Here is a 23,973-nt window from a genome sequence, read left to right as displayed (position 1 = left end):
CACCAAGTGCGCGGCTTCCTGCCGGTACTTCGGGGTGTAACTCTTCCTCTTCGCACCCATGAGGGCATCCTTCCCTGCCAGGCCGAAACCTGACGATCAGGATGTCCACCGAACGGGGTCAACCTCAAGTAGGTGCGCAGCGTCTTGGCGTCGCGGTTATAGGCATCGGTCGAGACGGTGGTGCGGTTGTCGCGCGCCTTGGCCATGGAATCGAAATCGTTGCCGATCGCCAGGATGTACTTCTTGAACGTGGGATTGTTGTAGTTCGTCGTCAGCTTGCGCAGGTCACGCGCGGTGGTGCGGAAGTTGTCACCGGCGGAGTCGAGCTGGCTGGTGATCTGGGTCTTCACCGCGGCATTCCAGCGGGTGACGGCGGCATTCATCTTCGTGTTGGCGGTGAGGCACTTGCTGACCAAAGCGGTGTCCAGGGCTGGTGTGCTCGACGTCGCGCCGCTGGAACTTGGACCACCCGAGCTGGAGGTCGCCCCGCTCGAGCTAGGCGCCGCGCTCGAGGTCGTGCTGGGGGTCGGCGCGGACGACGACGTCGAAGCCGACGACGAGCTGGTGCTCGAGCTAGTGGTGGAGCTGCTGGCCGGGCTGGAAGAGGAGGCGTCGGTGCTGCCACCGCAGGCGGTGAGGCCGAGGGCGGCCACCGCGATCACGGCAGCGGGCGCGAGGCTCCGGGACGTCGGTCGTGCGAGAGTCATGTCTTCCACCATGCACAGCCCGCCAGCGACACACCAAATCGAGCGGCGGCGCGAGCGGCCGGGTCAGGGTTCGAACGGATGGCCGGTCGGGCCGTCATACGGGTCGTTGCCGTCGATTCCCGGACCACCCAGCGGCGCTCCCATCCAGGATCGGGTGACCCACCCCGAAGCCGGCTCGCCCTCGACGACCACGATGCCGGTGTTGGCCAGGGGGTTGTGCCGGGCGAAGTTCATCCCGAGGTTGTGCGAGCGGATGCACGTCCAGGTGCGGATCATCGCGCCGTGGCTGACGAGCACCGCGTGGCGGGTGCCGGAGCGCGCGATCTGCTCGACGCCCGCATCGAATCGGCGCAACACCTCGTCCCCGGTCTCGGCACCCGGCATCCGCACACCGGTGTCGCCCTGCGACCAACTCCACAGGACTTCGAGATAGCGCTGCACGCTCTCCGGATCGGTGTGCTTTTCGACCTCACCGGCCTGGATCTCGTGCGCACCGGCGAGCGTGGTCGGCAGCAGGCCGAGCGCGGACGCGAGCGGCGCGGCCGTCTCGTGAGTGCGCAGCGCACCGGACACCCAGATGCTGTCGATCGGGTCGCCGTCCAGCTCACGCAGCAGGTCGGGCAGCGCCTGCGCCTGCTCGCGACCTCGGTCGGTCAGACCCGGGCCCGGCAGGGCGGTGTCCAGCGAGCCCATGACGTTGGCAGGGGTCTCGCCGTGGCGGATCAGCGTCAGGCGCATGGCCCCCATTCTGCTCGCCGGGGATGGCCGCCGGTTGGCCGGGAGTCAGCGGGTGGCTCGCACCTGGGCGTCGAGTTCGCGCAGCCGGTCATGGGCGGCCGGGTCGGGCTGCGGCTGGCGCACGCGTTCACCGAGAGCGGCCACCTCGTCCGTGTCGAGCCCGTGTGCCTTGGCGCCTCGCAGACTGCGGCCGCTCAGCAGATCGGGCAGCCGGAAGGTCGGAGCCGATCCCCGGCAGTCCACGCCATAACGCACCGAGGGTTTCGCCGGTATGCCGGCCGTCTCGCGCCTGCCGTAGCTGTCGAGGACGGCGCGGGCATACGCCCGGTGACCGAGCGGGGCCGGGTGGAAGGACTCCTCGACCGGCCAGGAGACACCCCTGATCCACTCCACGCGTTCGCAGACACCTTGCCCGGTGAAGGCGCTGCGCACGTCGAGGAAATCGGCGCCGCTGTCGCGGGCGGCGGCGCCGATGACGATCGCGAGCTCGTCCGCGGCCTGGTTCATCCGGCCGATCTCGTGCGGGCTGAAGAAGGTCGCCAGGTTGCAGTCCTCCGGCCGGTCCCACAGTCTCGGATAACCGGCCACGATCAGCCGCGCGTTCGGTGCCTTGGCGCGCACCGCGGCATACAGCGATCGCAGTCTCTCGGGCAGCACGTCGCGGATCACCCAGGCAGCCTCGTCGAGCACGTCGTCGGAGTCGCCCATCCACGCCGGCAGCGCGCAGCGGGTGAGCACCTGGGCGAAGCCGGCGTCATTGCCCCCGACCGTGATCGTCACCAAGGGCGTGTCAGCGCTCAGCGAATCCAGTTGATTCGCAAGCACATCCGCGATCGTCGCGCCGAGGCAGGCGTTGAGCACCACGTCGCGTCCCAGCGCGGTGCCGACCTGGATCGGGTATGCCGACCGCGACCGCCAGCACAGCCCGTCAGGGTCCGGTGAGCCGACGCCCGCGGCATACGAATCTCCAAGTCCGACAATCGCATCCACGTGGCCCATCCTGACCCAGAACCACGCGACCGCACGCGTGCCGTCCCAGCGCGGCGACTATTGCACCGTGATGCCGACGGGGAAGCCCGCGCACGAGCCCTCGCCGTCGCCGCAGCGCACCTGGAAGCTCAGCGAGATCCGGCCGGCACCGGTCGCGGTGCTGCGGGGCACGGTGAACTCGTGGCGGAGGGCCTTCGGACCGGTCCGGCCAGAGCCGAGCTCCAGTTGTCGTTGACTCGCGTCCACCAGCACCACGCTGTATGCCGTGCCCGATGGGCACCGCTCGACCGCCGCCGTGAGCGCTACCCGCTGATCACGTTGTGCCACAGACGGATTCAGACGCAAGGCGCTGGCGAAGCACGCGGGATCCGGAGTCTTCGAGCAACTGGTCAGCGCGACACCGGAGCCGGTGACCACGAGCAGGAGCGCGCCGACGCCCGCACGCGCCCGCTGCCTCGGCGCACGCCGCAGCCACCTCCGGTCGAGCCGTGCTGCGTTCATGTGCGACCTCCCCACCGTCGAGGCTAGGGCGAGCTATGTCGCGCGGTCCAGCATCAGCACATCCACATGCCACAGGAGGCGCACAGAAACCGCAAAGCACCGGCGAGCAAAGTCCTCGACATGAACACTTCACTCGGCTTCCGCCGCACCACCCGCGCCATCGTTGGCGCAGCGTCCGTCGCCCTGCTCGGCACCGCCGCGATCCCCACCGCCGAGGCATCGGCTGCTGGCGTCGCGACCCAGCGGATGCGTTATGTCGCAACGCAATCCGCTGCCGTGAGCCCGAGCGCGCTGCCGTCGGCGTCCACCGCCGGTCCGCGGTATGTCGTCACCGAGTCAGGTCTGCTGCGCCGCCGCTGACCAGAGGAAGAGCGCACGCCCGGGGCAGTGGTTTCGACGCGGCGCTCGCGAGCTCGCGCCTTGCCCTTCGACACGCGCTCCTCCGTCGCGCTGCTCAGGACGCCGCTCAACCAGCAAAGAGGGGCTCAGAGCTTCGGGTAGCGACCGGCATTCACGTCGTCGACATAGCCGTCGTAGTAGGGCACATACCCACGCTCGGCGTCAGTCAGCACATACACCTGGCCACCGGCCTTGTCACCGAAGCCGGAGTCACGCAACTCCACCTTGCGGGACTTGAAGGTCGAGGTGTGCTCCAGCGAGTCGACCACCCGCACGAACAGCGGATAGGCGTATGACGGGAGCCGCTCGGCCACGTGCTTGGCGAGCTCCGGCCCTTCGATCGACGCGCCTTCGCGCAGCACGACCGCCGCCATACCGGCCTTGCCGTCGGCACCCGGCACGGACACGCCATACACGGTGCAGTCCTCGATTTGCGGCTGGTGTGCGAGCAGCGCCTCGACCTCGGTGGTGGCGACGTTCTCGCCCTTCCAGCGGAAGGTGTCACCGAGCCGGTCGACGAAGGCTACGTGCTGGAAGCCCTGGTCGCGCACCAGGTCGCCGGTGTTGAACCACGCGTCGCCGTCCTTAAAGGCGCCGCGGATCAGCTTCTTCTCGGTGGCATCGGAGTCGGTGTACCCATCGAAGGGCTGCCGGTCGGTGACCTTCGACAGCAGCAGGCCGACCTCGCCCTTCTTCACCTTCTTCAGCCGACCCTGCGCGTCCCGCACCGCGTCACCGGTCTCCGGGTCGTACTCGACCACCTTGTAGGGCAGCGGACAGGTGCCCGCGGTCTGGTCGATGTTGTAGGCGTTGATGAAGGCGATATTGCACTCCGAGGCGCCATAGAACTCGGCGATCCGCTTGATCCCGAAGCGCTCCTGGAATTCGTGCCAGATGTCCGGGCGCAGGCCGTTGCCGACGACCACGCGCACCTTGTGCTGCTTGTCGACCGGTCGCTCGGGCTGGGCCAACAGGTAGCGGCACAGTTCTCCGATGTAGACGAACGCGGTGGCGTCATACGCGATGCAGTCCTCCCAGAACTTGCTGGCCGAGAACTTCGGCGCGACCGCCATCGCGGCGCCACCGTTGAGCACCGAGGTGAGCCCGACGGTCACCGAGTTGTTGTGGTAGAGCGGCAGCGGGCAGTAGAGCGTGTCGTCGCCCTTGAGCCGCACGCCCAGCGCGCCGAGCCCGGAATAGGACTTCATCCAGCGGTAGTGGCTCATCACCGAGGCCTTCGGCATGCCGGTGGTGCCCGAGGTGAAGATGTAAAGGAAGGTCTCTTTGCCCTGGATCTCGCTGGTGATCGTGGGGTTGCGGTTGTCCGCGGACTCCGCCTCTTTGCGCAGCTCCTCGAAGGTGATCACCTGCTGGCGCGTGGCGATCTCACCGGCCGAGTCGAGGTCCTCGCGCAGCGGAGCGTCGAGCACGAGCAGCTTGGCCTGCAGGATGCCCAGGCTGTGCGCGAGCACGTCACCGCGCTGGTTGTAGTTGAGCAGGCCGGCCACCGCGCCGATCTTGGCGGCGGCCAGCATGACCAGGATGTTCTCGATGTCATTGCGCGCCATCAGCGCAACCACGTCGCCGCGCCGGACCCCGCGCGCGGTGAAGACCGAGGCATAGCGGTTGACCAGGTCGTTGGACTCGCCATAGGTGAGCACCCGGCCGCCCTCGCCCTTGAGGAAGTGGCGGTGCGGGTGGGCGGCGGCGGCCTTCTGGAAGGTCAACCCCGCCGATGTCTTGTCGCTCGGCTTGCGCAGCAGCAGCCCCGGCGCGCCCTTCAAAATGCCGGGCAGGTCGGGCGCCATGCCGAGCATGCTCTTGCCGAGATCCAGCGCGCTGACCTTGCGGCGGGTGTCGGTGCTCATGGGGGTCCTCCTCGTGCGGGTTACTGCCAGGTAGGTTATCCAGATCACACCGCGGATATGCCGGCTGCGCGCGAATTGCTTGGATCTGTCCGCAGTTCGGCACGACCGGTGGCGCGCAGCCGCGGACGCGCGAGTTCGCAATCCGGTTGACCCCGTATGCCGTGAGCCGTCAGGCTGACACTCGTCATGAAGCACTGAGACCTCACCTCGCTCGCGTCCGCGGCGCTGCCCGGCGAGCCTCCGGCTACCACCGAGGTCTCCACATGTCTGCCATCTCCCCCGCTGCACTCGTGCTCCGCGACGTCCACCGCACCTTCCGCGATCGCGTCGTCCTCGACGGCATCGAGCTGACCGCCCCGCCCGGACAGCGCGTCGGCCTGGTCGGTGAGAACGGCTCGGGCAAATCCACGCTGCTGCGGATCGCCGCGGGGTTGGACGTTCCCGATGGTGGCGAGGTGCATCGGCCGGCCGATCTCGGTTATCTCGCGCAGGACACCGGCCTGGGCACCCGGCATACCGTCGGGCGGGTCCTGCGGGATGCGTTGGCGCCATTGCACGCCATGGTCACCGAGGTTGAGCGCGCGGCCGACGCGCTGCCCACCGACGCCGCGGCCTACGACCGGGCGCTCGAGGACGCGACCAGCCACGACGCCTGGGACGCCGACCGTCGCGCGCAGGAGGCCGCGGCCCGGCTGGGGCTGGAGCAGATCGACCCCTCGACCCGGGTGGGCGAACTGTCCGGCGGGCAGCGGGCCCGGCTCGCGCTCGCCGCGCTGCTCACGCGCCGGCCGGCCTGCCTGTTGCTGGACGAACCGACCAACCACGTGGATGACGACGGCCTGGACTTCCTTGAGTCACAGCTGCTTTCGATGCCGGGTGTCGTGCTGATCGCGACGCACGACCGGGTGCTGCTCGACCGCGTCTGCACCACGATCGTGGACCTCGACCCGTCGCATTTCGGCAGCGACGGGGACGGCGGTCGCGTCTTCACCGGCTCGTATGCCGCCTATGTCCGCGCCAAGGAACAGGCGCGCACGCAATGGCTCGAGGCGTTCATCGCGCAGCGCGAGGAGCTGGAGGAGTTGCGCAAGGCGGCACGCACCACCAACCTCGACATCGCGCACGACCGCGGGCCCCGCGACGGCGACAAGTACATCTACGGGTTCAAGGGGTCGCGCGTGCAGGCGACGGTGTCCCGGCGTCGGCGCAATGCCGAGCAGCGCATCGCCGCCGTCGAACGCGAGCTGATCCCCAAACCGCCTGTGCCACTTCGGTTTCGGGGTGCGATCGCGGGCGCGGCCGGTGCGTCCGCCACGGTTCGTGACCTCTTTGTCGAAGGCCGGGTCGCCGTGGACCGGCTCGATATCGCGACGGGCGACAAGCTGCTGCTCACCGGCCCGAACGGCTCGGGCAAGTCCTCGCTGCTCGCGGTGCTCGCCGGCCGGCTCGCGCCGGACCGGGGCCGGCTCGACGTGCACGTGCGCCGGGTCGGGTTGCTCCCGCAGCAGGTGACCTTCACCGACCCGCGAGCCCTCCCGGTCGACCTGTATGCCGCGACCGATCCGCCGGTGCCGCTGCGCGAGCTCGGGCTGTTGCACCCGCGCGATCTTCGCTCAGCCGTGGGCGAACTTAGTGTGGGACAACAACATCGGCTCGCGCTGGCGCTCCTGCTCGCCGAGCAGGCCGACCTGCTGCTGCTCGACGAACCCACCAACCACCTCTCGCCCGCGCTGGTCGAGGAGTTGGAGGCGGCCGTGCGCGAGACCACGGTGACGGTCGTGATCGCCAGCCATGACCGGTGGCTGCGTGCTCGCTGGGAAGGGTCGGCATACCGGCTGTGAGAGCGGCAGGCGAGCCGGTCGGCATACGGCAAAGGAAAGACCGTCGAGGGTCTCCCACCTCACCCTTCGATCATGCAACAGTGTCCGGTGGCAATCCACCGTGATTGCCGCACATCTGCATGCGCGGGCGCCGCCGGACGGCCCCGCAGAGGAGGTTTCGAGTGTCCAGCCTCGACGGGGCGGCAGCGCCCCACACTGATCAACCCGAGTTGCGCCGACATGTCGGCCTGATCGGACTGCTCTTCGCGAGCGTCGGCTCGATCATCGGCTCCGGCTGGCTGTTCGGCGCGATGAACGCGGCCAAGCAAGCCGGACCGGCCGCAATGATCTCGTGGGCCATCGGCATGGTGATGATCCTGATCATCGCGCTCGTCTACTCCGAGCTCGGCACGATGTTCCCGGTGTCCGGTGGCGTGGTGCGTTTCCCGCATATCGCCTTCGGCTCGTTCAGCAGCTACCTCGCCGGGTGGATCCTGTGGATCGCCTGCGCCACGGTGGCGCCGATCGAGGTCGAGGCGGCGCTGCAGTACGCGACCAAATACGCGCCGTTCACGACCGAGCACATGGTGAACGGCGACAAGGTGCACACGCTCACCACGCTCGGTTACATCTCCGCGGTGATCCTGATGGCGCTCTTCGTCCTCATCAATTACTTCGGCGTGAAGTGGTTCGAGAAGATCAACACGATCCTGGTGTGGTGGAAGCTGCTCATCATCACCGTGGTGATCATCGCCTTCCTCTTCGCCCAGTTCCACGGGTCGAACTTCACCTCCGGCAAGGGCGGGTTCATGCCGTTCGGCTGGGAGGGCGTCTTCACCAGCATCGCGACGTCCGGCATCGTGTTCTCCTTCCTCGGTTTCCGTCAGGGCATCGAGCTCGCCGGTGAGACCGACAACCCCAAGCGCAATGTCCCGATCACCGTCATCGGGTCCGTCGTGCTCTGTGGCCTGCTCTACATCGGCCTGCAGGTGGCCTTCATCGGCGCGCTCAACGGTGGCGACTTCGCCAAGGGCTGGGACGCGCTGGACTTCAAGGACTCCTTCGGCCCGCTCGCTGCGGTCGCGACCACCCTCGGCATGGCCTGGCTCGCCTACCTGCTGTATGCCGACGCGATCGTCTCCCCGGGTGACACCGGCCTGATCTACACCACGGTGACTTCGCGCGTGTCCTACGCCATGGCGCGCAACGGCAACGCTCCACGGGCACTGGCCAAGACCAACAAGAACGGCGTGCCGTTCATCAGCCTGGTGGTGGCCTTCGTGGTGGGGTTGATCGTCTTCCTGCCGTTCCCGAGTTGGCAGCAGTTGGTCGGCTTCATCACCTCGGCGACGGTGCTGTCCTTCGCGTCCGGGCCGCTGGTCGTCGGCGCGCTGCGCCGCACCAAGCCCAACGCGCCGCGGCCGTTCCGCTGCCCGGGCGGCGACGTGCTGCCGCTGCTGGCCTTCATCTGCTCCAACCTGATCGTCATCTGGTCGACCTGGACGATCAACTTCAAGCTGTTCATCACCGTGCTGCTCGGCCTGGTGCTGCTCGCCGTCATGAGCGCGATGGGCCACGCCAAGCCGCCGTTCGAGTGGAAGTCCGGCGCGTGGATGCTGCCGTGGCTGGGCGGCCTGGCGATCCTGTCCTATCTGGCGGGTGACCTCGACGACAAGGCGATCATGAGCTTCGGCTGGTCCTGCCTGCTCACGGTGATCTTCAGCGTCGCCGTCTACTACTTCGCGGTCATGAATCGGCTGCCGGAGGAGCGGATGGACACCCACATCGCCGAGATCGAGCGTGAGGCTGCGCTCGAGGACGACCCGATGCCGGCCTGATCCCGGTCTCCTGCGAAGCCGCCGCCCCTTTGTTGGGGCGGCGGCTTCGTGCTGCGGCTTCCCTGGTTGGGCGACGCGAAACCGCCTCCGGCCGCAAGCCCTGACACCCACGCGGCCCCGCCCGCAACGTCAGCGCCACCGGCCCGCCTCCGGCCGCAATCCCTGACACCCACGCGGCCCCGCCCGCAGCGTCAGCACCACCGGCCCGACCCCGGCCGCAATCCCTGACACCCACGCGGCCCCGCCCGCAACGTCAGCCACCACCGGCGCCGTCGGAGTGCTAGCGACGCGTCATACGGCGCTCGATCGCCCCGGTGGTGCCGAGTTCCTTGGTGGCACCGTCGATGTCGAAGCCGACCTTGCGGTAGAACGCGATCGCTCGCTCGTTGCCGTCCAAGACCCAGAGGTGTGCCGGCCCGGGCGGCAGTCCCGCTGTTACCAGCCGGCCCGCGACGCCAGCACCCCAGTGCTCCGGCAGGACGTAGAGCGCCCACAACTCGGTCGGAGTGGGTGGGTCGTCGTCGCGCCCCGGGCCCACCGAGATCCAGCCGACCGGTTGCCCGTCGAACCGTGCCACCAGGTTCACCGCACCCTCCGCGGACCGCCCGTGCTCCTGCACCTGCTCACCGCGCTCACGCCAGCGACGCGTGGCGGCGGCATCATCGCGTGAGGCGAGCACAGCGGGAGGAAGGAGACCGGCATACGCCTCCCGCCAGATGCGGTTGTGCGCCGGGCCGATCACCTCGGCGTCGCTGGGGCGCAGCGGGCTGATCTCGAACTCCATCCCGCGACGATAGGGGCGACCGCTATTCGACCGTCACCGATTTTGCGAGGTTGCGGGGGCGGTCGATGTCGCGTCCGAGAGCCGTCGCGACGTGATATGCCAACAGCTGCAACGGAATCGTGAGCAGCAGCGGGTCGAGCTCCACCTCGTTGCGCGGCACGTCGATGCGCGCCACCTCGGTGCCTTCGAGATCGATTTCGCTGTGCGTGATCGCGACGACCTTCCCCTTGCGTGCCGTGATCTCGTGCAGCGCACCGATATTGCGGTCGACGAGTTCGTCATCAGGGATGATCGCGACAGTCGGCATCGCCGGGATGATCAGTGCGAGCGGACCGTGCTTGAGCTCGCTGGCCTGGTAGGCCTCGGCGTGCAGATAGGAGATCTCCTTGAGCTTCTGCGCGCCCTCACGCGCGACCGGATAACCACGCACCCGACCGATGAAGAACAGGCTCTGCGCATGGGTGAGTTCCTTTGCAACAGAGGCGATCTCGTCCTCCTTGGCGATGATCTCCGCGACCTGGTCCGGCAGGTTGCGCAGCCCATCGAGGATGCGCTTGCCCTCGGTGAAGGACAGGTCGCGCACGCGCCCGAGAGCGAGTGCGAGCAGGGCGAAGCCCACGCCCATGTGGGTGAGCACCTTGGTCGAGGCGACGCTGACCTCGGGGCCGGCGTGCAGGTAGATGCCGCCGTCGCAGGCTCGCGCGATCGATGAACCCACCACGTTGACGAGGCCGACGACGGTGCCGCCCTTGCGCTGGATCTCATTGACGGCGAACAGCGTGTCGGCGGTCTCACCGGACTGGCTGACCGCGACATACAGGGTGTCCGGCTCGATGATCGGGTTGCGATAGCGGAACTCCGAGGCGGCCTCCGCGTCGGCCGGAATGCGCGCCAAGTCCTCGATCATGGAGGCGCCGAGTTGGCCGATGTAGTAGGCCGAGCCACAGCCAATTGCCTTGACCCGCTTGAACTTTCGCAGCTCGCGCGCCTCGATCTGCAGCCCGTCCAGGCGAGCGGTTGCGAAGCGGTCGTCCAACCGGCCGGACAGCATCCGGCGCAGCGACTCGGGCTGCTCGTGGATCTCCTTGTGCATGAACGTGTCGTGCTCACCGATCTGCGCCTGCACGGCGTCGAGGTCGACGGTCTGCGGTTGCTTGCCGGTGTCGTTGCTCTCCGCGGTGAAGGTGCGGAAGCCGTCGGCGGTCACGACCGCGAGCTCGCCGTCGTCGAGGTGCACCACCGAGGAGGTATGCCGGACCAGGGCCGTCGCGTCGGACGCGACGAACATCTCGTGATCGCCGACGCCGAGCACGAGCGGCGAACCCTGACGGGCGACCACGACGCGGTCGGGCTGCTTGGCGTCGGCGACCGCGATGGCGTAGGTGCCGGTGACCTTGCCGAGGGTCTCGAGCACCTTGTCCTCGAGCGTCTTGGCGCTCGAGCGGGCGATGAGGTGGGCGAGCGCCTCGGTGTCAGTATCGGACTGAAGGGTGACGCCGTCGGCGGTGAGTGCCGCCCGCAGCTGGGCGGCATTGTCGATGATCCCGTTGTGCACCAAGAGGATTCGACCCTCAGCGTCGGTGTGCGGGTGAGCGTTCTCCTGGGTCGCGGGGCCGTGTGTGGCCCAGCGGGTGTGGCCGATGCCGACCGTGGCGGACAGCCGCTTGGGCAGCGCCTCCTCCAGGTCACGCACCCGCCCGACCGCTCGCACGACCTTCGGCCCGCGGGCTGTGAGCACGCCGAGACCGGCCGAGTCGTAGCCGCGATACTCCAGCGTGTGCAGGCCCTCGAGGATGACGGGAGCTGCTTGATTGGGGCCGATGTAGCCGACGATGCCGCACATGGTGGTCTGCTCTTTCCTTGGTGGTTCAGCCGTAGACGATGCGCCGCAGCTGACGCGTGGTGAGTTCGGGCGCGGCGAACGGGCGCCGCTTCAGCTCCCGCGCGATCAGCGCGAAGGTCTCCTCGTTGCGCCGGCCGTAGGTCTGGTGGTGGGCGTGCCTGCGCCGGACATATTCCTCGACGGTCTCGCCGTGCCAGGCGATCACGTCCTCGACCACGCGCGCCGCTTCCGCGGGGCTGAGGCCGGTCGTCTCCGCGACTCTGCGGACCAGTTCTTCGTCAGGCACGAGGAAGACTGTGCATGCTGCGGCGACGAAAACACAAACTTCTGCCCGAAATCGGGCACGTTTCGGGTCGTGCACCCGGCATACAGCAGCGCAAGAACGCCCAACTAGGCGATCGGCGCCACCCCAGCGCCCAGCGGCCCCGCACAAAACGCCCAACTGGACGATCGGCGCCACCCCAGCGCCGGGAACCCTGCACAAAACGCCCAACTGGACGATCGGCGCCACCCCAGCGCCGGCAACCCCGCACAAAACGCCCAACTGGGCGATCGGCGCCACCCCCGCGCCGGGAGCCCCGCACAAAACGCCCAACTGGGCGATCGGCGCCACCCCCGCGCCGGGAGCCCCGCACAAAACGACCAACTGGGCGATCGGCGCCACCCCCGCGCCGGCAGCCCCGCACAAAACGCCCAACTGGGCGATCGGCGCCACCCCAGCGCCCAGCGGCCCCGCACAAAACGCCCAACTGGGCGATCGGCGCCACCCCAGCGCGCTCGGTCTGGTTCGGCAGCGCACCACGTGGAACGATGACGACGCGAGGGGCATCGAAAGGGGCGAGATGACTGGGATCAGCGAACTGCGCGGCACTGCCGTCGCCTGGCGACGACCGATCGCCGAGTTCATCGCTGCCCTCGCCGCCGACGACCGGATCACTTTCACCGAGGTCGTCGCCGAGAACGTGCGGCCCGACCGTCTGCCGACCGAACTCACCGCGCTGCGCCGGGCCGGTGTCGCGATCGTGCCGCACGGCGTCACCCTCGGCCTGGCCGACGCAAGCCGGCCGGACGCAGACCGGCTCCAGCACCTCGCCGATCTCGCCGAGGCCCTCGACTCCCCCGTCATCAGTGAACATGTCGCCTTCGTGCGAGGTGCCGCGACGCCCGACCCGCTGCACGGTGACGTGCTGGAGGCCGGCCACCTGCTGCCTCCCCCGCGCACCCGCGACAGCCTCGCGGTGCTCGTCGAGAACGTCCGCGAAGCCCAGCAGGCCCTGCCCCGCCCGCTCGCCGTCGAGAACATCGCTGCGTTGATGAGCTGGCCCGAGGACGAGCTGGACGAGCCGGACTTCCTCACCGAACTCGTCGACCGCACCGGGGTCCACCTCGTGCTCGACGTCGCCAACCTCTACGCCAGTGCGACGGCACGCGGCACCGACCCGGCGGCCGAGCTCGCGCGCTTCCCGCTCGAACAGGTCGCCTATGTCCACGTCGCCGGCGGCACCGAGCGCGACGGGCTCTACCTCGACACCCACGCCCACCCGGTCCGCGACGAGGTCACCGCCCTGGTCACCCTGCTCACCAGCACGTATGCCGATCGCTGCCTGCCGCTGCCTGGCATCATGCTCGAACGCGACGCCGACATCACCGCGGCTGCGGTGAGCAGCGACCTGGACCGGATCAATACCGCTGTGGCTCAAGGGGTTTCGCATGCCCACGCGTGAGCGGCTGGCGGCGCGCCAACACCGGGTCGTCGACGACCTGCTGCACGGCCGGGTGCCGGACGGCTTCGACGCGCTACGCGCTCGGCATACGGCACGGATCCTCGCGATGAAGCGGGTCGACGCGATCGAGCGGGCCTGTGAGGAAGTCACGTGGTTGCCCGGTTGGCGCGATCTCGCGGTGCGGTTCTGCTTCGAACAGCCCACCCGCGGCTGCGCCCACACCGACCGTGACGAGTTCATCGCCTGGTTGCGTCGCAACGACCTCGCGCGGAACTGGATCCGGCTCGCCGACGTCTACGCGGGGCGGCGTCGGAGCACCGTGTATGACGGCGACCTCGTCGTCTCCTGGCGAAGCGAGGTCGTCCACCTTCGCCTCACACCATCAAGGGGGAATTCATGGCATTCGGACTGATCTTCGTCGGCGCGGTGTTCATCATCATCATCGCGGTCGTCCTCGTCGTCATTCTGGTGGCCGTCAACGGAGGCAGCGGCGCGACCCGGCGACGCAGCGGTTGGAACAGCCACGGCAACAACGCGGCGCTCGTTGGCGGCGGCAGCGAGGTGGGTGGCAGCACGCATCACCACAACTCGTGCAGCAGCTCGTCCTCGTGCAGTAGCTCGTCATCGTCCTGCAGCAGTTCGTCGTGCAGTAGCTCGTCCTGCGGTGGCGGCTCCTCGTGCGGCGGTGGCAGTAGCTGCAGCTCGAGCTGAGCCCTGCCAGGATGGGCGCATGTCCCCGCGACCCACCCTGACCCTGCACGGCATCATCCTGCGGATGCTGGTGCTCTCGCTTGCCATCGTCGGGGTGCTCTGTCTGATCGCTGCATTGTTGTCGGGGGTCATCTACGTCACCCGGTCGGACAGCGCGATGCTGACGCTCGCCATCGTGCTCGTGGTCGGCGCCCTGCTGTGCGGCGGCGGCGCATGGTTCGGCAAACGCCGGTTCCTCACCGGCGACGACTGGTATCGCTGAGCCCATGGCCAAGGCATCGCCCTCGGTGACCCTCGACGTCGACGGCTTCGACGTGCGGGTCTCCAACCCCGACCGGGTCTACTTCCCCGATCTCGGCACCACCAAGCTCGACCTGGTCAATTACTACCTGTCGGTCGGCGACGGCATCGTGCGCGCCCTGCGTGACCGGCCGTGCATGCTGCACCGCTATCCCACCGGCATCACCGGCGAGAAGGTGCACCAGAAGCGGCTGCCGCATGGCGCTCCGCCCTGGGTGGAGACCGTGCAGCTCTACTTCCCGCGGTGGAAGCGCACCGCCGACGAGCTGTGCGTGACCAAGCTGGCCGATGTCGCCTGGGCGGTGCAGATGTCGACCGTCGAATTCCACCCGTGGAACTCCCGACGAGCCGACACCGAGAAGCCCGACGAATGGCGGATCGACCTCGACCCCATGCCCGAAGCCCCCTTTGAGCGCGTGCGCCGCACGGCTCAGGTCGCGCGAGAAGTGTTGGAGGAGTTGGGAATTCGCGGCTTCCCGAAGACCAGCGGGGGTGCCGGGCTGCACATCTACGTGCGGATCGAGCCGGAGTGGGGTTTCCAGGAGGTGCGCCGTGCCGCCCTGGCCTTCGCGCGCGAGGTCGAGCGGCGGGCGCCGGAGGACGTCACCACCACCTGGTGGCGCAAGGACCGTGACCCGGCGGCGGTTTTCGTCGACTACAACCAGAACGCCCGCGACCACACCATCGCCGCGGCCTATTCGGTGCGCGGCAATCCGGCCGCCACCGTCTCGGCCCCGTTTCGCTGGGATGAGCTGGATTCGCTTGAACCGCAGGACTTTACGATCGCCACCATGCCCCAGCGGTATGCCGAACTCGGTGACCTGAACGCCGAGATCGACGACACGGCATACCGCCTCGACACGCTGCTCGAGTGGGCTGAGCGCGACGGTGCGGAGCCGCCCGACCCGGAGGACTGAGCGCGAAAAGGTCGCCGCTCGGGCGACGAAAAGTGCCCGCTCGGCGGTGAAGCGTTGAGGCGGCGGCAGCCTGTCGTTCACTCGCCCGTTTCCCGCCACTGTCAGAGTCACCGGTGGAAACGACGTCTCCGCCAGGAGTGCCGCCTGTGGATTTCAGCGTTGCGCAACTGCTCGGCCCGGAACGCCAGGCCGTGGCCTGGATGCTCGTCTCCTTCATCGGCACCGGTGGCCTCACCCGGTTGGCGACCCGCCGCATCCGAGCGCGGCAGATGACACCGAGCAGGCGAAAGCTGTTCCGCGACATACATATTGCCGGTGTGCACGTGCATCACCAGGTCTGGGGCATGCTCATCGTGCTCGTCGTCGGCCTGCTCCACGTGACCTACGAGCCGCATGGTCGTGCGCTCGTCGCGGTCGCGATCTTCCTCGGCGTCGGGACGGCCCTGGCCCTCGATGAGTTCGCGATGTGGGTGCACGTCGAGGATGTCTACTGGTCGGCGCACGGCCGCAAGTCGATCAGCGCGCTCCTGGTCGCCGCCGCGATCCTGCTCGCCATGACCCTCGGTGCCGACCCGCTCGGCTGGTGGGCCCCCAGCCGCCCGTGGCTGATCGCCTCCGCCTGCCTCACCGTCGCCTGCTCGCTCGGCTGCGCGCTCAAGGGCAAGCTGCCGTTCGCGGTCATCGGTCTCTTCCTGCCGCCCGTCGCCGCAGTGGGCGCGGTGCGTCTCGCCAAGCCGGGCTCGTGGTGGGCACGGCGGTGGTATGCCGCCGGCTCCCGTCGCGACGTCCGGTCGCGAGCCCGCTTCGGGCCGGCCTACGAACGCCGCTGGGCGATGATCCGCGATCTCATCGGTGGCGACCACGAACGGGTGAGCGCCCTGGCCCCGAGCACGCCCAACCCGTCGCCCGTCCCCGGTCTGCTCCCGGCCCGCAACCTGAGGCCGGCACCGCGGTGCACCCAGCTGGTCCGAGGCCGGCGTCCGGTCGAGCGCCAATGCCACCGGGGCGGGCTGGTGTCGAGCTGACCGCCGAGGTCAGGGTTTCGGCTGGGTGAGGTCGTAGAACGTCTGATTGCCGATCGTCACTGCCCGGTAATGCGCCTGCACCCACGCGGAGATCCGACTGGCCGTGCTCGCCGCGCCCTGGCCCGGTCCACCACCTCCGGGCAGGAAGTAGTGAATCCGTCCCGCCGCGACGTCGGCCTGGAACTGCGCGAGCGTCGGGGACGGATCGCTGCCGCTGAATCCGCCGATCGCCATCACCGGGTCGCCGGTCGCGAGTTGCAGCCCGGCCGCACTCTGGCTGCCGACCGTCGCCGCGACCCAGGTGAACCGGCTGCTATCGGTGTGGAGTGCTGTCACCACCGCACTGGTGGGCGTGCCGGCCTCCAGCAGCCCGCCACCACGCGGCATGCCCCCGCCCGCCGGGCGTTGTGGCATCGTCCCTGCCGGTCGCTGCGGTGGCATCGCCCCGGCGGGCGGTCCGGTGAATCCGCCTCCGCCGCCTGGAAATCCGCCGCGCGTGACCGGTCCCGCCGTCACGATCGAGCCGGTGTGCGGACTGCGGATCGTGCTCACGCTGTATGCCGTGGGCCCCGCCAGGCCGGTGATTACGGCCAGGCCAACCGCCACCGGCACGAACCGCCGGTCGAGAGAGCGCACCGCCAACAGCAACAGGGCCGCGACGGCTCCGGCGACGAGCACCCCGAAACGCAGCCACTCGGCATACGCCGTGGTGCGCGACAGGAGGACGAACGACCAGACGGCCGCGGCGCCCGCGGCCGACGCCAGCACGGCCGAACCGACGAGGCCGCCGCGGCGCTCCCATGCCTCCTGGGCGCCCATGCCGACCAGCGCTGCGACGGCGGGAGCCAGGGCGACCGTGTAGTACTCGTGGAAGATGCCCGCCATCAGGGAGAAGGTGAGGGCCGTGACGACCAGCCAGCCACCCCACACGAGGTAGGCAGCGCGACGCAGGTCGGTGCGCGGACGCCGTCCGCGCAAGGCAATCCCGGCCACGAGCAGGATCAGGGCGCTCGGCATCAGCCAGGAGATCTGTCCGCCGACCTGGGTGGAGAACATCCGCCACAGCCCGGTCTGGCCCCACATGGCGCCGCCGGGCCCGGCGTCACCACCCGGCATCACCGAGCCGGTCTCGTTGCCGGTGAGCCGGCCGAAGCCGTTATAACCGAAGGTGAGATTCCAGAACGAATTGTCTTGGCTCCCACCGACATACGGCCTGCTGGACGCGGGCACGAGTTCGACGACGGCAACCCAACAACCGGCCGTGACGACCATGGCACCGACGCCCGCGAGCGCACCTTTGATGCGGCCGCGCACGCCCGTCCGCGCCGCAATCAGGAAGGCCAGGCCAAGGAAGGGCACGACCAGCATCACCTGAAGCGTCTTGGTGAGGAAGCCGAGGCCGATGAACACACCGGTCACCGCCATCCACCGTGCCGATCCCCGCTCGATAGCACGCAATGTCGCCCAGGCTGCGAGCGTCATCAGCAGCACGAGGAGGGCATCAGGGTTGTTGAAGCGGAACATCAGGACCGCGACCGGTGTCACCGCCAGCACCGCCGCGGCGATCAGCCCCGCGACCGCACCGAAGGACCGGCGCACCGTCGCGTACAGCACCGCGACCGTCGCGACACCCATCACGACCTGTGGCATCAGCAGGCTGAAGGAGCTCAGGCCGAAGGCACGCACCGAGAGCGCCATCACCCACAAAGAGGCAGGTGGCTTGTCGACAGTGATCGAGTTCGCGGCGTCCGAGGAGCCGAAGAGGAATGCCTCCCAGTTGACCGAACCTGCTTGTGCCGCAGCCGAATAGAACGAGTTCGCATAGCCGTTCGCGGTCAGATTGCACAGGTAGGCGACCGCGGTCAGGAGCAGCAGGGCGACGAGGGCCGGTCGCGCCCACACCGGGTCCGAGGCCGGCCCACGCCAGCCGCGGGCAACGGCGGCCCGGCCATCGATCAGCCGACGGTGCAGCCACGCGCCGGAATCTGGGTTGGGTAGCTGCGCGGTCGCGGAGTTCATGCCGTCACCGTGGTGCCCGGGACTGTGCCGAGACTGTGGCCGCCCGTTGGACGGCCAGTGGGGTTACATCACGGCATACGGGTCGTAGGCGCGCATGATCTGCTGGCGCCGATTGGTGTTGCCGGCCAGGTAGCGCGACAGCGGATCCCCCGACTCCAGGTAGTTCAGATAGCCGCCGCGGCTCGCCGTGCCGAGCGCTCGGCGCGAGTCACCGATCCACCGCACCGCGCTCTCGTATGCCGAGCCGCCCGTGTACCACTGCAGGCTGGCGACATGGTCTCGCCACGGGAATGCCGTTGCGGCAGAAGCGATATCGCCGACCGCGCCGGTCAACGGATCGAGCAGCGCCGATCCCCCCGCACCGGCCCGCGAGCGAGCCCGCACCGCTCCCAGGATGGTCTCGGCGGTGGTCGTCGACAGCGCGGCCAGCACGTCCGACCCGGCGATGAAGGGCTGCCGCGGCGAGGTGGTGCCACCCCCGAGATAGACCACCGCGTCGAGATAGCTGCCGGACCGGTAGGACGCCGACGTCGCCTTGACCCCGATGGTCGAGATGAGGGAGGCGGCCGCGGCACGCTCGTCCCCCGCGTTCGTCACGCCGAGGATGCTGAGGCGCACCCCGCCCCGCAGATCGGAGTCGACGTGCACGCCGGCCCAGCGCGACCGCGCCGTCGTCGACATCCATCGCGCCCAACCGGTCAGCACGGCAGCCGTCACCGGGAAGGTGAGCCGGAAGATGCCCTTGGCCGTCGCCGGGTGCGTGGCATAGCTGAGGCTCGTCACGATCGCCCCCGCTCCGCCGCCGCCCCCGCGCAGCGCCCAGAACAGGTCGGCGTGCGAGGACGCCGACACCCGCAGCGCCTGCCCGGTGCCGGTCACCACGGTCATCGCCACCAACCGGTCGCAGGTCAGGCCATGGGCCCGCGATTCGACCCCGATGCCCCCGCCGAGCGTGAGGCCGGCGGCTCCCACCGTGGGGCAGGTGCCTGTTGGCACGGCGAGCCCACGGGCGGCCAGGGCGGACTTCACGGCATACAGCGTGCTGCCGGCGTAGACCGTGGCAGTCGACCCGGAAACCGTTGTGGGCCAGGCATATCCGCGCAGGTCGAGGGCGATCCGGCCGGCCGCGGCGGACGCTCCGACATACGAATGCCCGCCCGCCCGCGGCGACAGGTGCAGGCCGTAACGCCGGGCGAAGGCCACCACCTGCTGGATGTCGGCTTGATTGGCCGGGCGCACCACCGCGAGCGGCCGCGCCGCGTCGAAGCGAGTGTTGAAGACGAGCTTGCTCGACGCGTACTGGCTCGATCCCGGCAGATAGACCGGACCGGCCATGGCCCGCGCGAGGCCGGTCCAGTCCGGTCCGGTGCTCGCCGACGTCGGGCGGACGGTGAGCGTGGTCGCGGCCGCGGCGGCCGCTCCTGCCAGCACGGTGCGACGGGTGGGCGTGTTCATGCCCTTCACGACGCTCGTGGCGCGCCGGAGGGTTGGTCACGATCCGGTTGCGGGCGCGGCCCGCCCCGGTCAGCGCTTGGCGGTCAGCGCCTGCAGCTTGTCCAGCATCGGCGGCACCGGCGGCTTGCCGCTCGCGACCCGCTTCCCGGCATACATCATCGCCTTGTCGTATGCCGGCCGTGCGAACCGCTTGGCGCGGTAGGCCGCGTGACCGTCGGGGTCGGTGAGGATGATGAACTTGCCGGCCCGCACACCATCGATGGCGACGCGCGCGATCTGCTCGGCCGAGCGTGGCGCCTCGTCGATCAGGTGCACCGCGTTGGCCTCCATGTCAACGTCCTTGCCCTGCAACGACTTTGCCAGGTTGGTGCGGAAGAAGGCGGGGCAGATCACCGAGACCGACACCTTGTCGCTGACCAGCTCGTGGCGCAGCGTCTCCGACACGGCGACCACCCCGGCCTTGACCGCGTTGTAGGACGACATCGCCGGAGCGTGCACGAGTCCGGCGAGCGAGGCGGTGTTGACGATGTAGCCCGAGCGCTGCTCCTTGAACAACGGCACGAAGGTGCGGCAACCGCGCACGACACCGAGCAGGTTGATGTCGATGATCCACTGCCAGTTGTCCATCGACTCGATGTCGATGCGCCCACCGGCGGCGACGCCGGCGTTGTTGAACAGATAGTCCAGCCCGCCCCAGGTGCTGGTGACCCAGTTGCGGGTCTCCTCCCACTGCTCGTCCGAGCGCACGTCCATCTGGCGGTATTCGACGCCGGGCGGCAGCACCCCTTCGGGAGCCTGCGGGTGCACGTCGACGACGAGCACCTTCGCCCCCTCAGCGGCGAGGATCTTGGTCATCGCCAGGCCGAGGCCGGACGCGCCGCCGGTGACGAGGACGCGGGCACCGGAGAAGGAACGGGCGGGGGCGGATCGCTTGAACTTCATGGCGGCGAGTGTAGGGAGCGGGCGGGCGCTTCGCCCGGGGAACGCAAATACTCCACTACATCTGTGGAGGCGGCGGCAATAACCGCCGGAAAGCTCTACTACGGGTGTAGGAGGGGCGGCGGGCAAGGCGGCGGCAATAACCGCCGGACAGCTCTCCTACGGATGTCGGTCAGTCGTCGGTGAGCAGCGCCCGGATGTCGTCGGCGTCCAACCGCTCACCCGTGGCACCCGCCCCCTCGACCACCCGGTCGAACAGGTCGCGCTTGGCCTGCTGAAGGGCGACCACCTTCTGCTCGATGGTGCCTTCGGACACCATCCGGTAGACCATCACCGGCTGGTCCTGGCCGATGCGGTGCGCCCGGTCGATCGCCTGCGCCTCGGCGGCGGGATTCCACCACGGGTCGAGGACGAAGACATAGTCGGCCTCGGTGAGGGTGAGCCCGACGCCGCCGGCCTTGAGCGAGATCAGGAAGGCCGTCGAGTCGCCCTGCTTGAACCCGTCGATCACGGCCTGGCGGTTGGTCGTCGACCCGTCGAGATAGGACCAGCTGATGCCGGCGGCGTCCAGCGCCTCGCGCACCAGCGCGAGATAACCGGTGAACTGGCTGAAGACCAACGCGCGGTGTCCGCCCGCCTCGAGCTCGCGCAGGTGCTCGACCAGGAAGGCGAGCTTGGCGGGCAGTTCGCGGGCGGCATACTCCGGCTCGATCAGCCGCGGGTCGAGCGCGAGCTGGCGCAGCCGGGTGAGCGAGGCGAGGATCGCGATCCGATTGGCCTCGGGGTCCTCGAGCAGGCCGAGCACGCGCTGGCGTTCGCGCTGCAGGTGCCGGTCGTAGACCGCGCGATGCCGCGGCGTGAGCGGCACCTCCTGCACCTGGATCTGCTTGGGCGGCAGGTCGGCCGCGACGACCTCCTTGGTGCGGCGCAGCATCAGCGGACGGATCCGCCGATTGAGCCGCTGCAGCCGCTCGGTGTCGCCGCCTTCGATCGGGCGGCGCCACTGCTGGGAGAACCGGTCCGGCCGGCTGAGCAGACCCGGCGCGGCGAGGGCGAACATCGCCCACAGGTCCATCAGGGAGTTCTCCAGCGGCGTTCCGGTCACCACGAGCGTGAACGGCCGCGACAACCGGTGCACCACCTGGAAGGTCTTGGACCGGTGGTTCTTGACCTGCTGTGCCTCGTCGAGAATCACTGCGCGCCAACGGATTTCGCCGTAGTCCTCGGCGTCCAGCCGCAGCACGGTGTAGGACGTGACGACCAGCTGAGCGCCCGCGATGAGCTCGGCGAGGGAGCCTCCGCGCGTCGCCGATGTCCGCGGTATGGCGACCACGCGCAGCTCGGGCGCGAAGGTCGCCGCCTCGTGCACCCAGGTGCCGACGACCGACGACGGGGCGACGACCAGCACCGGCTCGGTGAGCTCGCCCCGCTCGTGCGCCCGCGCCAGCATCGCCAGCGCCTGGATGGTCTTGCCGAGGCCCATGTCGTCGGCGAGCACGCCGCCCAGCCCGGCATCCCACAAGCCGGTGAGCCAGCCATAACCGTGCTCCTGGTAGGGCCGCAGCCGGGCCCGCAGGCTCGCCGGCGGCGCGGGTGCGTCGTCGAGGGCGGTGAGCGTCGCCACGCGTGCGCGCCATCCGGCGGCCTGACCGACCGCTTCGCCGAGCCCGTCGAGCTCGGCCCACCAGTCGACGTCATACCGGCTGACCCGCACGGTGTCGCGCGGCCGGTCGGCGATGGAGCGCGACTCCTCGATCAGCTCGCGCAGCCGGGTGAACTCCGGCTGGTCGAGGGAGAACCAAGTGCCCGACTCGAGCACCATCACCTCCTCACCGCGCGCGAGCGCGGCGAAGAGCGGCTCGAAGGGCACCTGCTCGTCGCCGACCGTGACCGACACCCGCAGGTCGAACCAGTCGTTGCCGTCGTCGTCGGCCTCGAAGCTCACCCGCGGTGCCTCGTCGACCTCTTCGTATGCCGGGAGTTCGTCGTCCAGCTGCACCTCGAGGTCGGGGTGGTCGAGCAGGTCGGGCAGCCGGCGCTGGAAGGCGACCGCGGCGGGCCCATCGAACTCGACCACGCTCACCGGCCAGTAGCCCAGGCCGCCGATGGGCTCGACCAGGCCGAGGTCGCGCAGGTCGTCGGCGACCCGCTCGACCAGCTCGCGTTCGGCGACCCGGTCGCGGCCGAACCGGCCGGTGCCGAGCGCGGTGTCGACCACCCGGTCGGCGGCATACCGAAACCCGGTGCTCACCCGCAGCCCGAGTCCGGCGCCCTGGGTGACGTGCAACCGCAGGCGCAACGGCTCGGCGTCGGCCGGGCGGATGTCGAGCCCACGCAGGCGGGGCAGATGCACCTGGCGGAAGTCCTCGGCATGCTCGGGTGGCACGGCGAGCTCGCCCTGCTGCATCAGCCAATGCTCGAACGGGGTGAGCGCCCGCTCGAAGCCGATCAGCCTCAGCCGGTCGTCATCGCTCACCACCAGACCGTGCGCGGGATCGCCCTGCCAGTGCGCCGCGCCGTCGAAGCCAGGCAGCTGCAGGCGCCCGGTCAGGCCACCGTCGTCGGTGGCGGTGAACTCGGGGGCCGGCGTCGGCTCACCGACCGTGAGGGTCACCGCACCGGGTTCATTGTCGGTGTCGCCGAGCAGCACCACTCCGGCGCGCACCGCAGCGTCGAGGTCGTCCCAGACCTCCGGGCCCAGCTCGTCCAGGTGCACGGTCTCGGTCGCCCGCAGGTATGCCGGGCTGAGCAGCTGCCAGCGCCGCATCAGTCGCATGACCGCCGCGTGCTGGGCCTCGTCATAGCTACGCGGCGGCCAGCCCCACCCGGGCTCGGTGACCTCGCGCCAACTCATCTGCCGGATCCAGCGGCCGCCCTTGCCGTGCCGGGTCGGCCGGATCGCGATCCGCGCGACCGGTTTGCGACCCGGACCCATCCAGGTGGGGCGGGTCAGGGCGAACCGCAGCCCGAGCTGCTCGCCGGCCGGCGCTGAGGGCTCCGGCCGCAGGAACCGGTCGGAGAACTCCAGCCAGCTGCGCTCGGCGGTCGCGTTGCCGCCGCCGAGGAATTCGCGCGCGGTCAGCACCATCGCGCCGACATGCTTGCACCGCTCCTGCATCGGGCATGAGCAGCGCGAGGTCCACTGCTGGGGGCCGGCTCCGGCATACGGGATGGTGAGCAGGCTGGAGTAGGGGCGATCGCGACCGCCGGCGACGGTGGCGAGCACCATCCGCCCACCGTCACCGGTGTTGATCGACTCGACCCGCTCGGCATCGGCATACCCGAGAGCACGCTCGAAGGCGAGGTCGCCGATGTGGACGATCAGGTCGGCGTCGGAGACGCCTCGCAGCCACTCGGCACCGCGCACGTGGTAGCGGGAGGCGGGCATGGACACC

21 protein-coding genes are annotated in these 23,973 nt (G+C 69.4%); 9 read left to right on the top strand and 12 right to left on the bottom strand.

From position 1 onward, the window contains the following. From G9U51_RS17105 to G9U51_RS11095, 4 genes are all read right to left on the bottom strand, one after another. On the bottom strand, positions 1-383 hold a 383-nt coding region (locus G9U51_RS17105; RefSeq protein WP_207948229.1), incomplete at its 3' end, for a hypothetical protein. Positions 384-770: 387 nt separating this feature from the next. Continuing rightward, complete coding sequence (locus G9U51_RS11105; RefSeq protein WP_166196956.1) at positions 771-1,445, bottom strand: histidine phosphatase family protein; 675 nt, start codon at positions 1,443-1,445, stop codon at positions 771-773. A gap of 45 nt (positions 1,446-1,490) precedes the next feature. Next, positions 1,491-2,435 (bottom strand): SGNH/GDSL hydrolase family protein, encoded by a 945-nt coding sequence (locus G9U51_RS11100; RefSeq protein ID WP_166196954.1) that lies wholly within the window; start codon positions 2,433-2,435, stop codon positions 1,491-1,493. Positions 2,436-2,492: 57 nt separating this feature from the next. Then, the gene (locus G9U51_RS11095) at positions 2,493-2,936 is read right to left on the bottom strand and encodes a hypothetical protein (protein ID WP_166196952.1); all 444 of its coding nucleotides are present in this window, start codon (positions 2,934-2,936) and stop codon (positions 2,493-2,495) included. Positions 2,937-3,056: 120 nt separating this feature from the next. On the opposite strand from G9U51_RS11095, the gene G9U51_RS11090 reads away from it, so the two are divergent. Beyond that, a complete protein-coding gene (locus G9U51_RS11090) occupies positions 3,057-3,296 on the top strand; it encodes a hypothetical protein (RefSeq protein ID WP_166196950.1) in 240 nt (79 codons plus the stop codon). Between the two features lie 125 nt (positions 3,297-3,421). On the opposite strand, the gene G9U51_RS11085 is transcribed toward G9U51_RS11090, so the two are convergent. Continuing rightward, positions 3,422-5,203, bottom strand: a complete 1,782-nt coding sequence (locus G9U51_RS11085) for a long-chain-acyl-CoA synthetase (RefSeq protein WP_166196948.1) — start codon at positions 5,201-5,203, stop codon at positions 3,422-3,424. A gap of 263 nt (positions 5,204-5,466) precedes the next feature. Here G9U51_RS11085 and G9U51_RS11080 point away from each other — a divergent pair, with 263 nt between their 5' ends. Both G9U51_RS11080 and G9U51_RS11075 read left to right on the top strand, forming a co-directional pair. After that, positions 5,467-7,044, top strand: coding sequence for an ATP-binding cassette domain-containing protein (locus G9U51_RS11080; protein ID WP_166196946.1), 1,578 nt, complete (start codon positions 5,467-5,469; stop codon positions 7,042-7,044). A gap of 161 nt (positions 7,045-7,205) precedes the next feature. Continuing rightward, positions 7,206-8,861, top strand: coding sequence for an APC family permease (locus tag G9U51_RS11075; protein WP_207948228.1), 1,656 nt, complete (start codon positions 7,206-7,208; stop codon positions 8,859-8,861). Between the two features lie 280 nt (positions 8,862-9,141). On the opposite strand, the gene G9U51_RS11070 is transcribed toward G9U51_RS11075, so the two are convergent. The 3 genes from G9U51_RS11070 to G9U51_RS11060 are packed head-to-tail and all read right to left on the bottom strand — an operon-like array spanning position 9,142 to position 11,774. Then, complete coding sequence (locus G9U51_RS11070; protein WP_166196941.1) at positions 9,142-9,645, bottom strand: GNAT family N-acetyltransferase; 504 nt, start codon at positions 9,643-9,645, stop codon at positions 9,142-9,144. Between the two features lie 22 nt (positions 9,646-9,667). Then, a complete protein-coding gene (gene glmS, locus G9U51_RS11065) occupies positions 9,668-11,488 on the bottom strand; it encodes a glutamine--fructose-6-phosphate transaminase (isomerizing) (protein WP_166196939.1) in 1,821 nt (606 codons plus the stop codon). A 25-nt stretch (positions 11,489-11,513) separates the two neighbouring features. Then, a complete protein-coding gene (locus tag G9U51_RS11060; protein ID WP_166196937.1) occupies positions 11,514-11,774 on the bottom strand; it encodes an HU family DNA-binding protein in 261 nt (86 codons plus the stop codon). A 556-nt stretch (positions 11,775-12,330) separates the two neighbouring features. Here G9U51_RS11060 and G9U51_RS11055 point away from each other — a divergent pair. The 6 genes from G9U51_RS11055 (at position 12,331) to G9U51_RS11030 (ending at position 16,165) form a co-directional block, all read left to right on the top strand. Further along, positions 12,331-13,212, top strand: a complete 882-nt coding sequence (locus tag G9U51_RS11055; protein WP_166196935.1) for a DUF692 domain-containing protein — start codon at positions 12,331-12,333, stop codon at positions 13,210-13,212. After that, the gene (locus tag G9U51_RS11050) at positions 13,199-13,624 is read left to right on the top strand and encodes a hypothetical protein (RefSeq protein WP_166196933.1); all 426 of its coding nucleotides are present in this window, start codon (positions 13,199-13,201) and stop codon (positions 13,622-13,624) included. Before G9U51_RS11055 ends, G9U51_RS11050 begins: the two co-directional genes overlap by 14 nt. Further along, positions 13,609-13,923 carry a hypothetical protein gene (locus tag G9U51_RS11045; protein WP_166196626.1) on the top strand — a complete coding sequence of 105 codons (315 nt, stop codon included), beginning with the start codon at positions 13,609-13,611 and terminating at the stop codon, positions 13,921-13,923. The genes G9U51_RS11050 and G9U51_RS11045 overlap by 16 nt, the downstream gene beginning before the upstream one ends. 19 nt (positions 13,924-13,942) lie before the next feature. Then, entirely contained in the window at positions 13,943-14,185 is a 243-nt protein-coding gene (locus tag G9U51_RS11040; protein WP_166196931.1) for a hypothetical protein, read from the top strand. Between the two features lie 4 nt (positions 14,186-14,189). Further along, on the top strand, positions 14,190-15,140 hold the full coding sequence (gene ligD, locus G9U51_RS11035; RefSeq protein ID WP_166196929.1) for a non-homologous end-joining DNA ligase: 951 nt from the start codon (positions 14,190-14,192) through the stop codon (positions 15,138-15,140). A 146-nt stretch (positions 15,141-15,286) separates the two neighbouring features. Beyond that, positions 15,287-16,165 (top strand): hypothetical protein, encoded by an 879-nt coding sequence (locus G9U51_RS11030; protein WP_166196927.1) that lies wholly within the window; start codon positions 15,287-15,289, stop codon positions 16,163-16,165. Positions 16,166-16,174: 9 nt separating this feature from the next. Here G9U51_RS11030 and G9U51_RS11025 read toward each other — a convergent pair whose 3' ends face one another. From G9U51_RS11025 to G9U51_RS11010, 4 genes are all read right to left on the bottom strand, one after another. Next, the gene (locus tag G9U51_RS11025; RefSeq protein ID WP_166196925.1) at positions 16,175-18,184 is read right to left on the bottom strand and encodes a glycosyltransferase family 39 protein; all 2,010 of its coding nucleotides are present in this window, start codon (positions 18,182-18,184) and stop codon (positions 16,175-16,177) included. Positions 18,185-18,247: 63 nt separating this feature from the next. Further along, positions 18,248-19,639 carry an FAD-binding oxidoreductase gene (locus tag G9U51_RS11020; protein WP_166196923.1) on the bottom strand — a complete coding sequence of 464 codons (1,392 nt, stop codon included), beginning with the start codon at positions 19,637-19,639 and terminating at the stop codon, positions 18,248-18,250. Positions 19,640-19,708: 69 nt separating this feature from the next. Then, positions 19,709-20,581, bottom strand: a complete 873-nt coding sequence (locus G9U51_RS11015) for an SDR family NAD(P)-dependent oxidoreductase (RefSeq protein ID WP_166196921.1) — start codon at positions 20,579-20,581, stop codon at positions 19,709-19,711. Between the two features lie 169 nt (positions 20,582-20,750). Continuing rightward, entirely contained in the window at positions 20,751-23,966 is a 3,216-nt protein-coding gene (locus tag G9U51_RS11010; RefSeq protein WP_166196919.1) for a DEAD/DEAH box helicase, read from the bottom strand. Between the last annotated feature and the right edge of the window lie 7 nt (positions 23,967-23,973).

Source organism: Metallococcus carri (assembly GCF_011440275.1).
GTDB lineage: Bacteria > Actinomycetota > Actinomycetes > Actinomycetales > Dermatophilaceae > Metallococcus > Metallococcus carri.
This window is presented reverse-complemented; position numbering and strand designations above follow the sequence as displayed.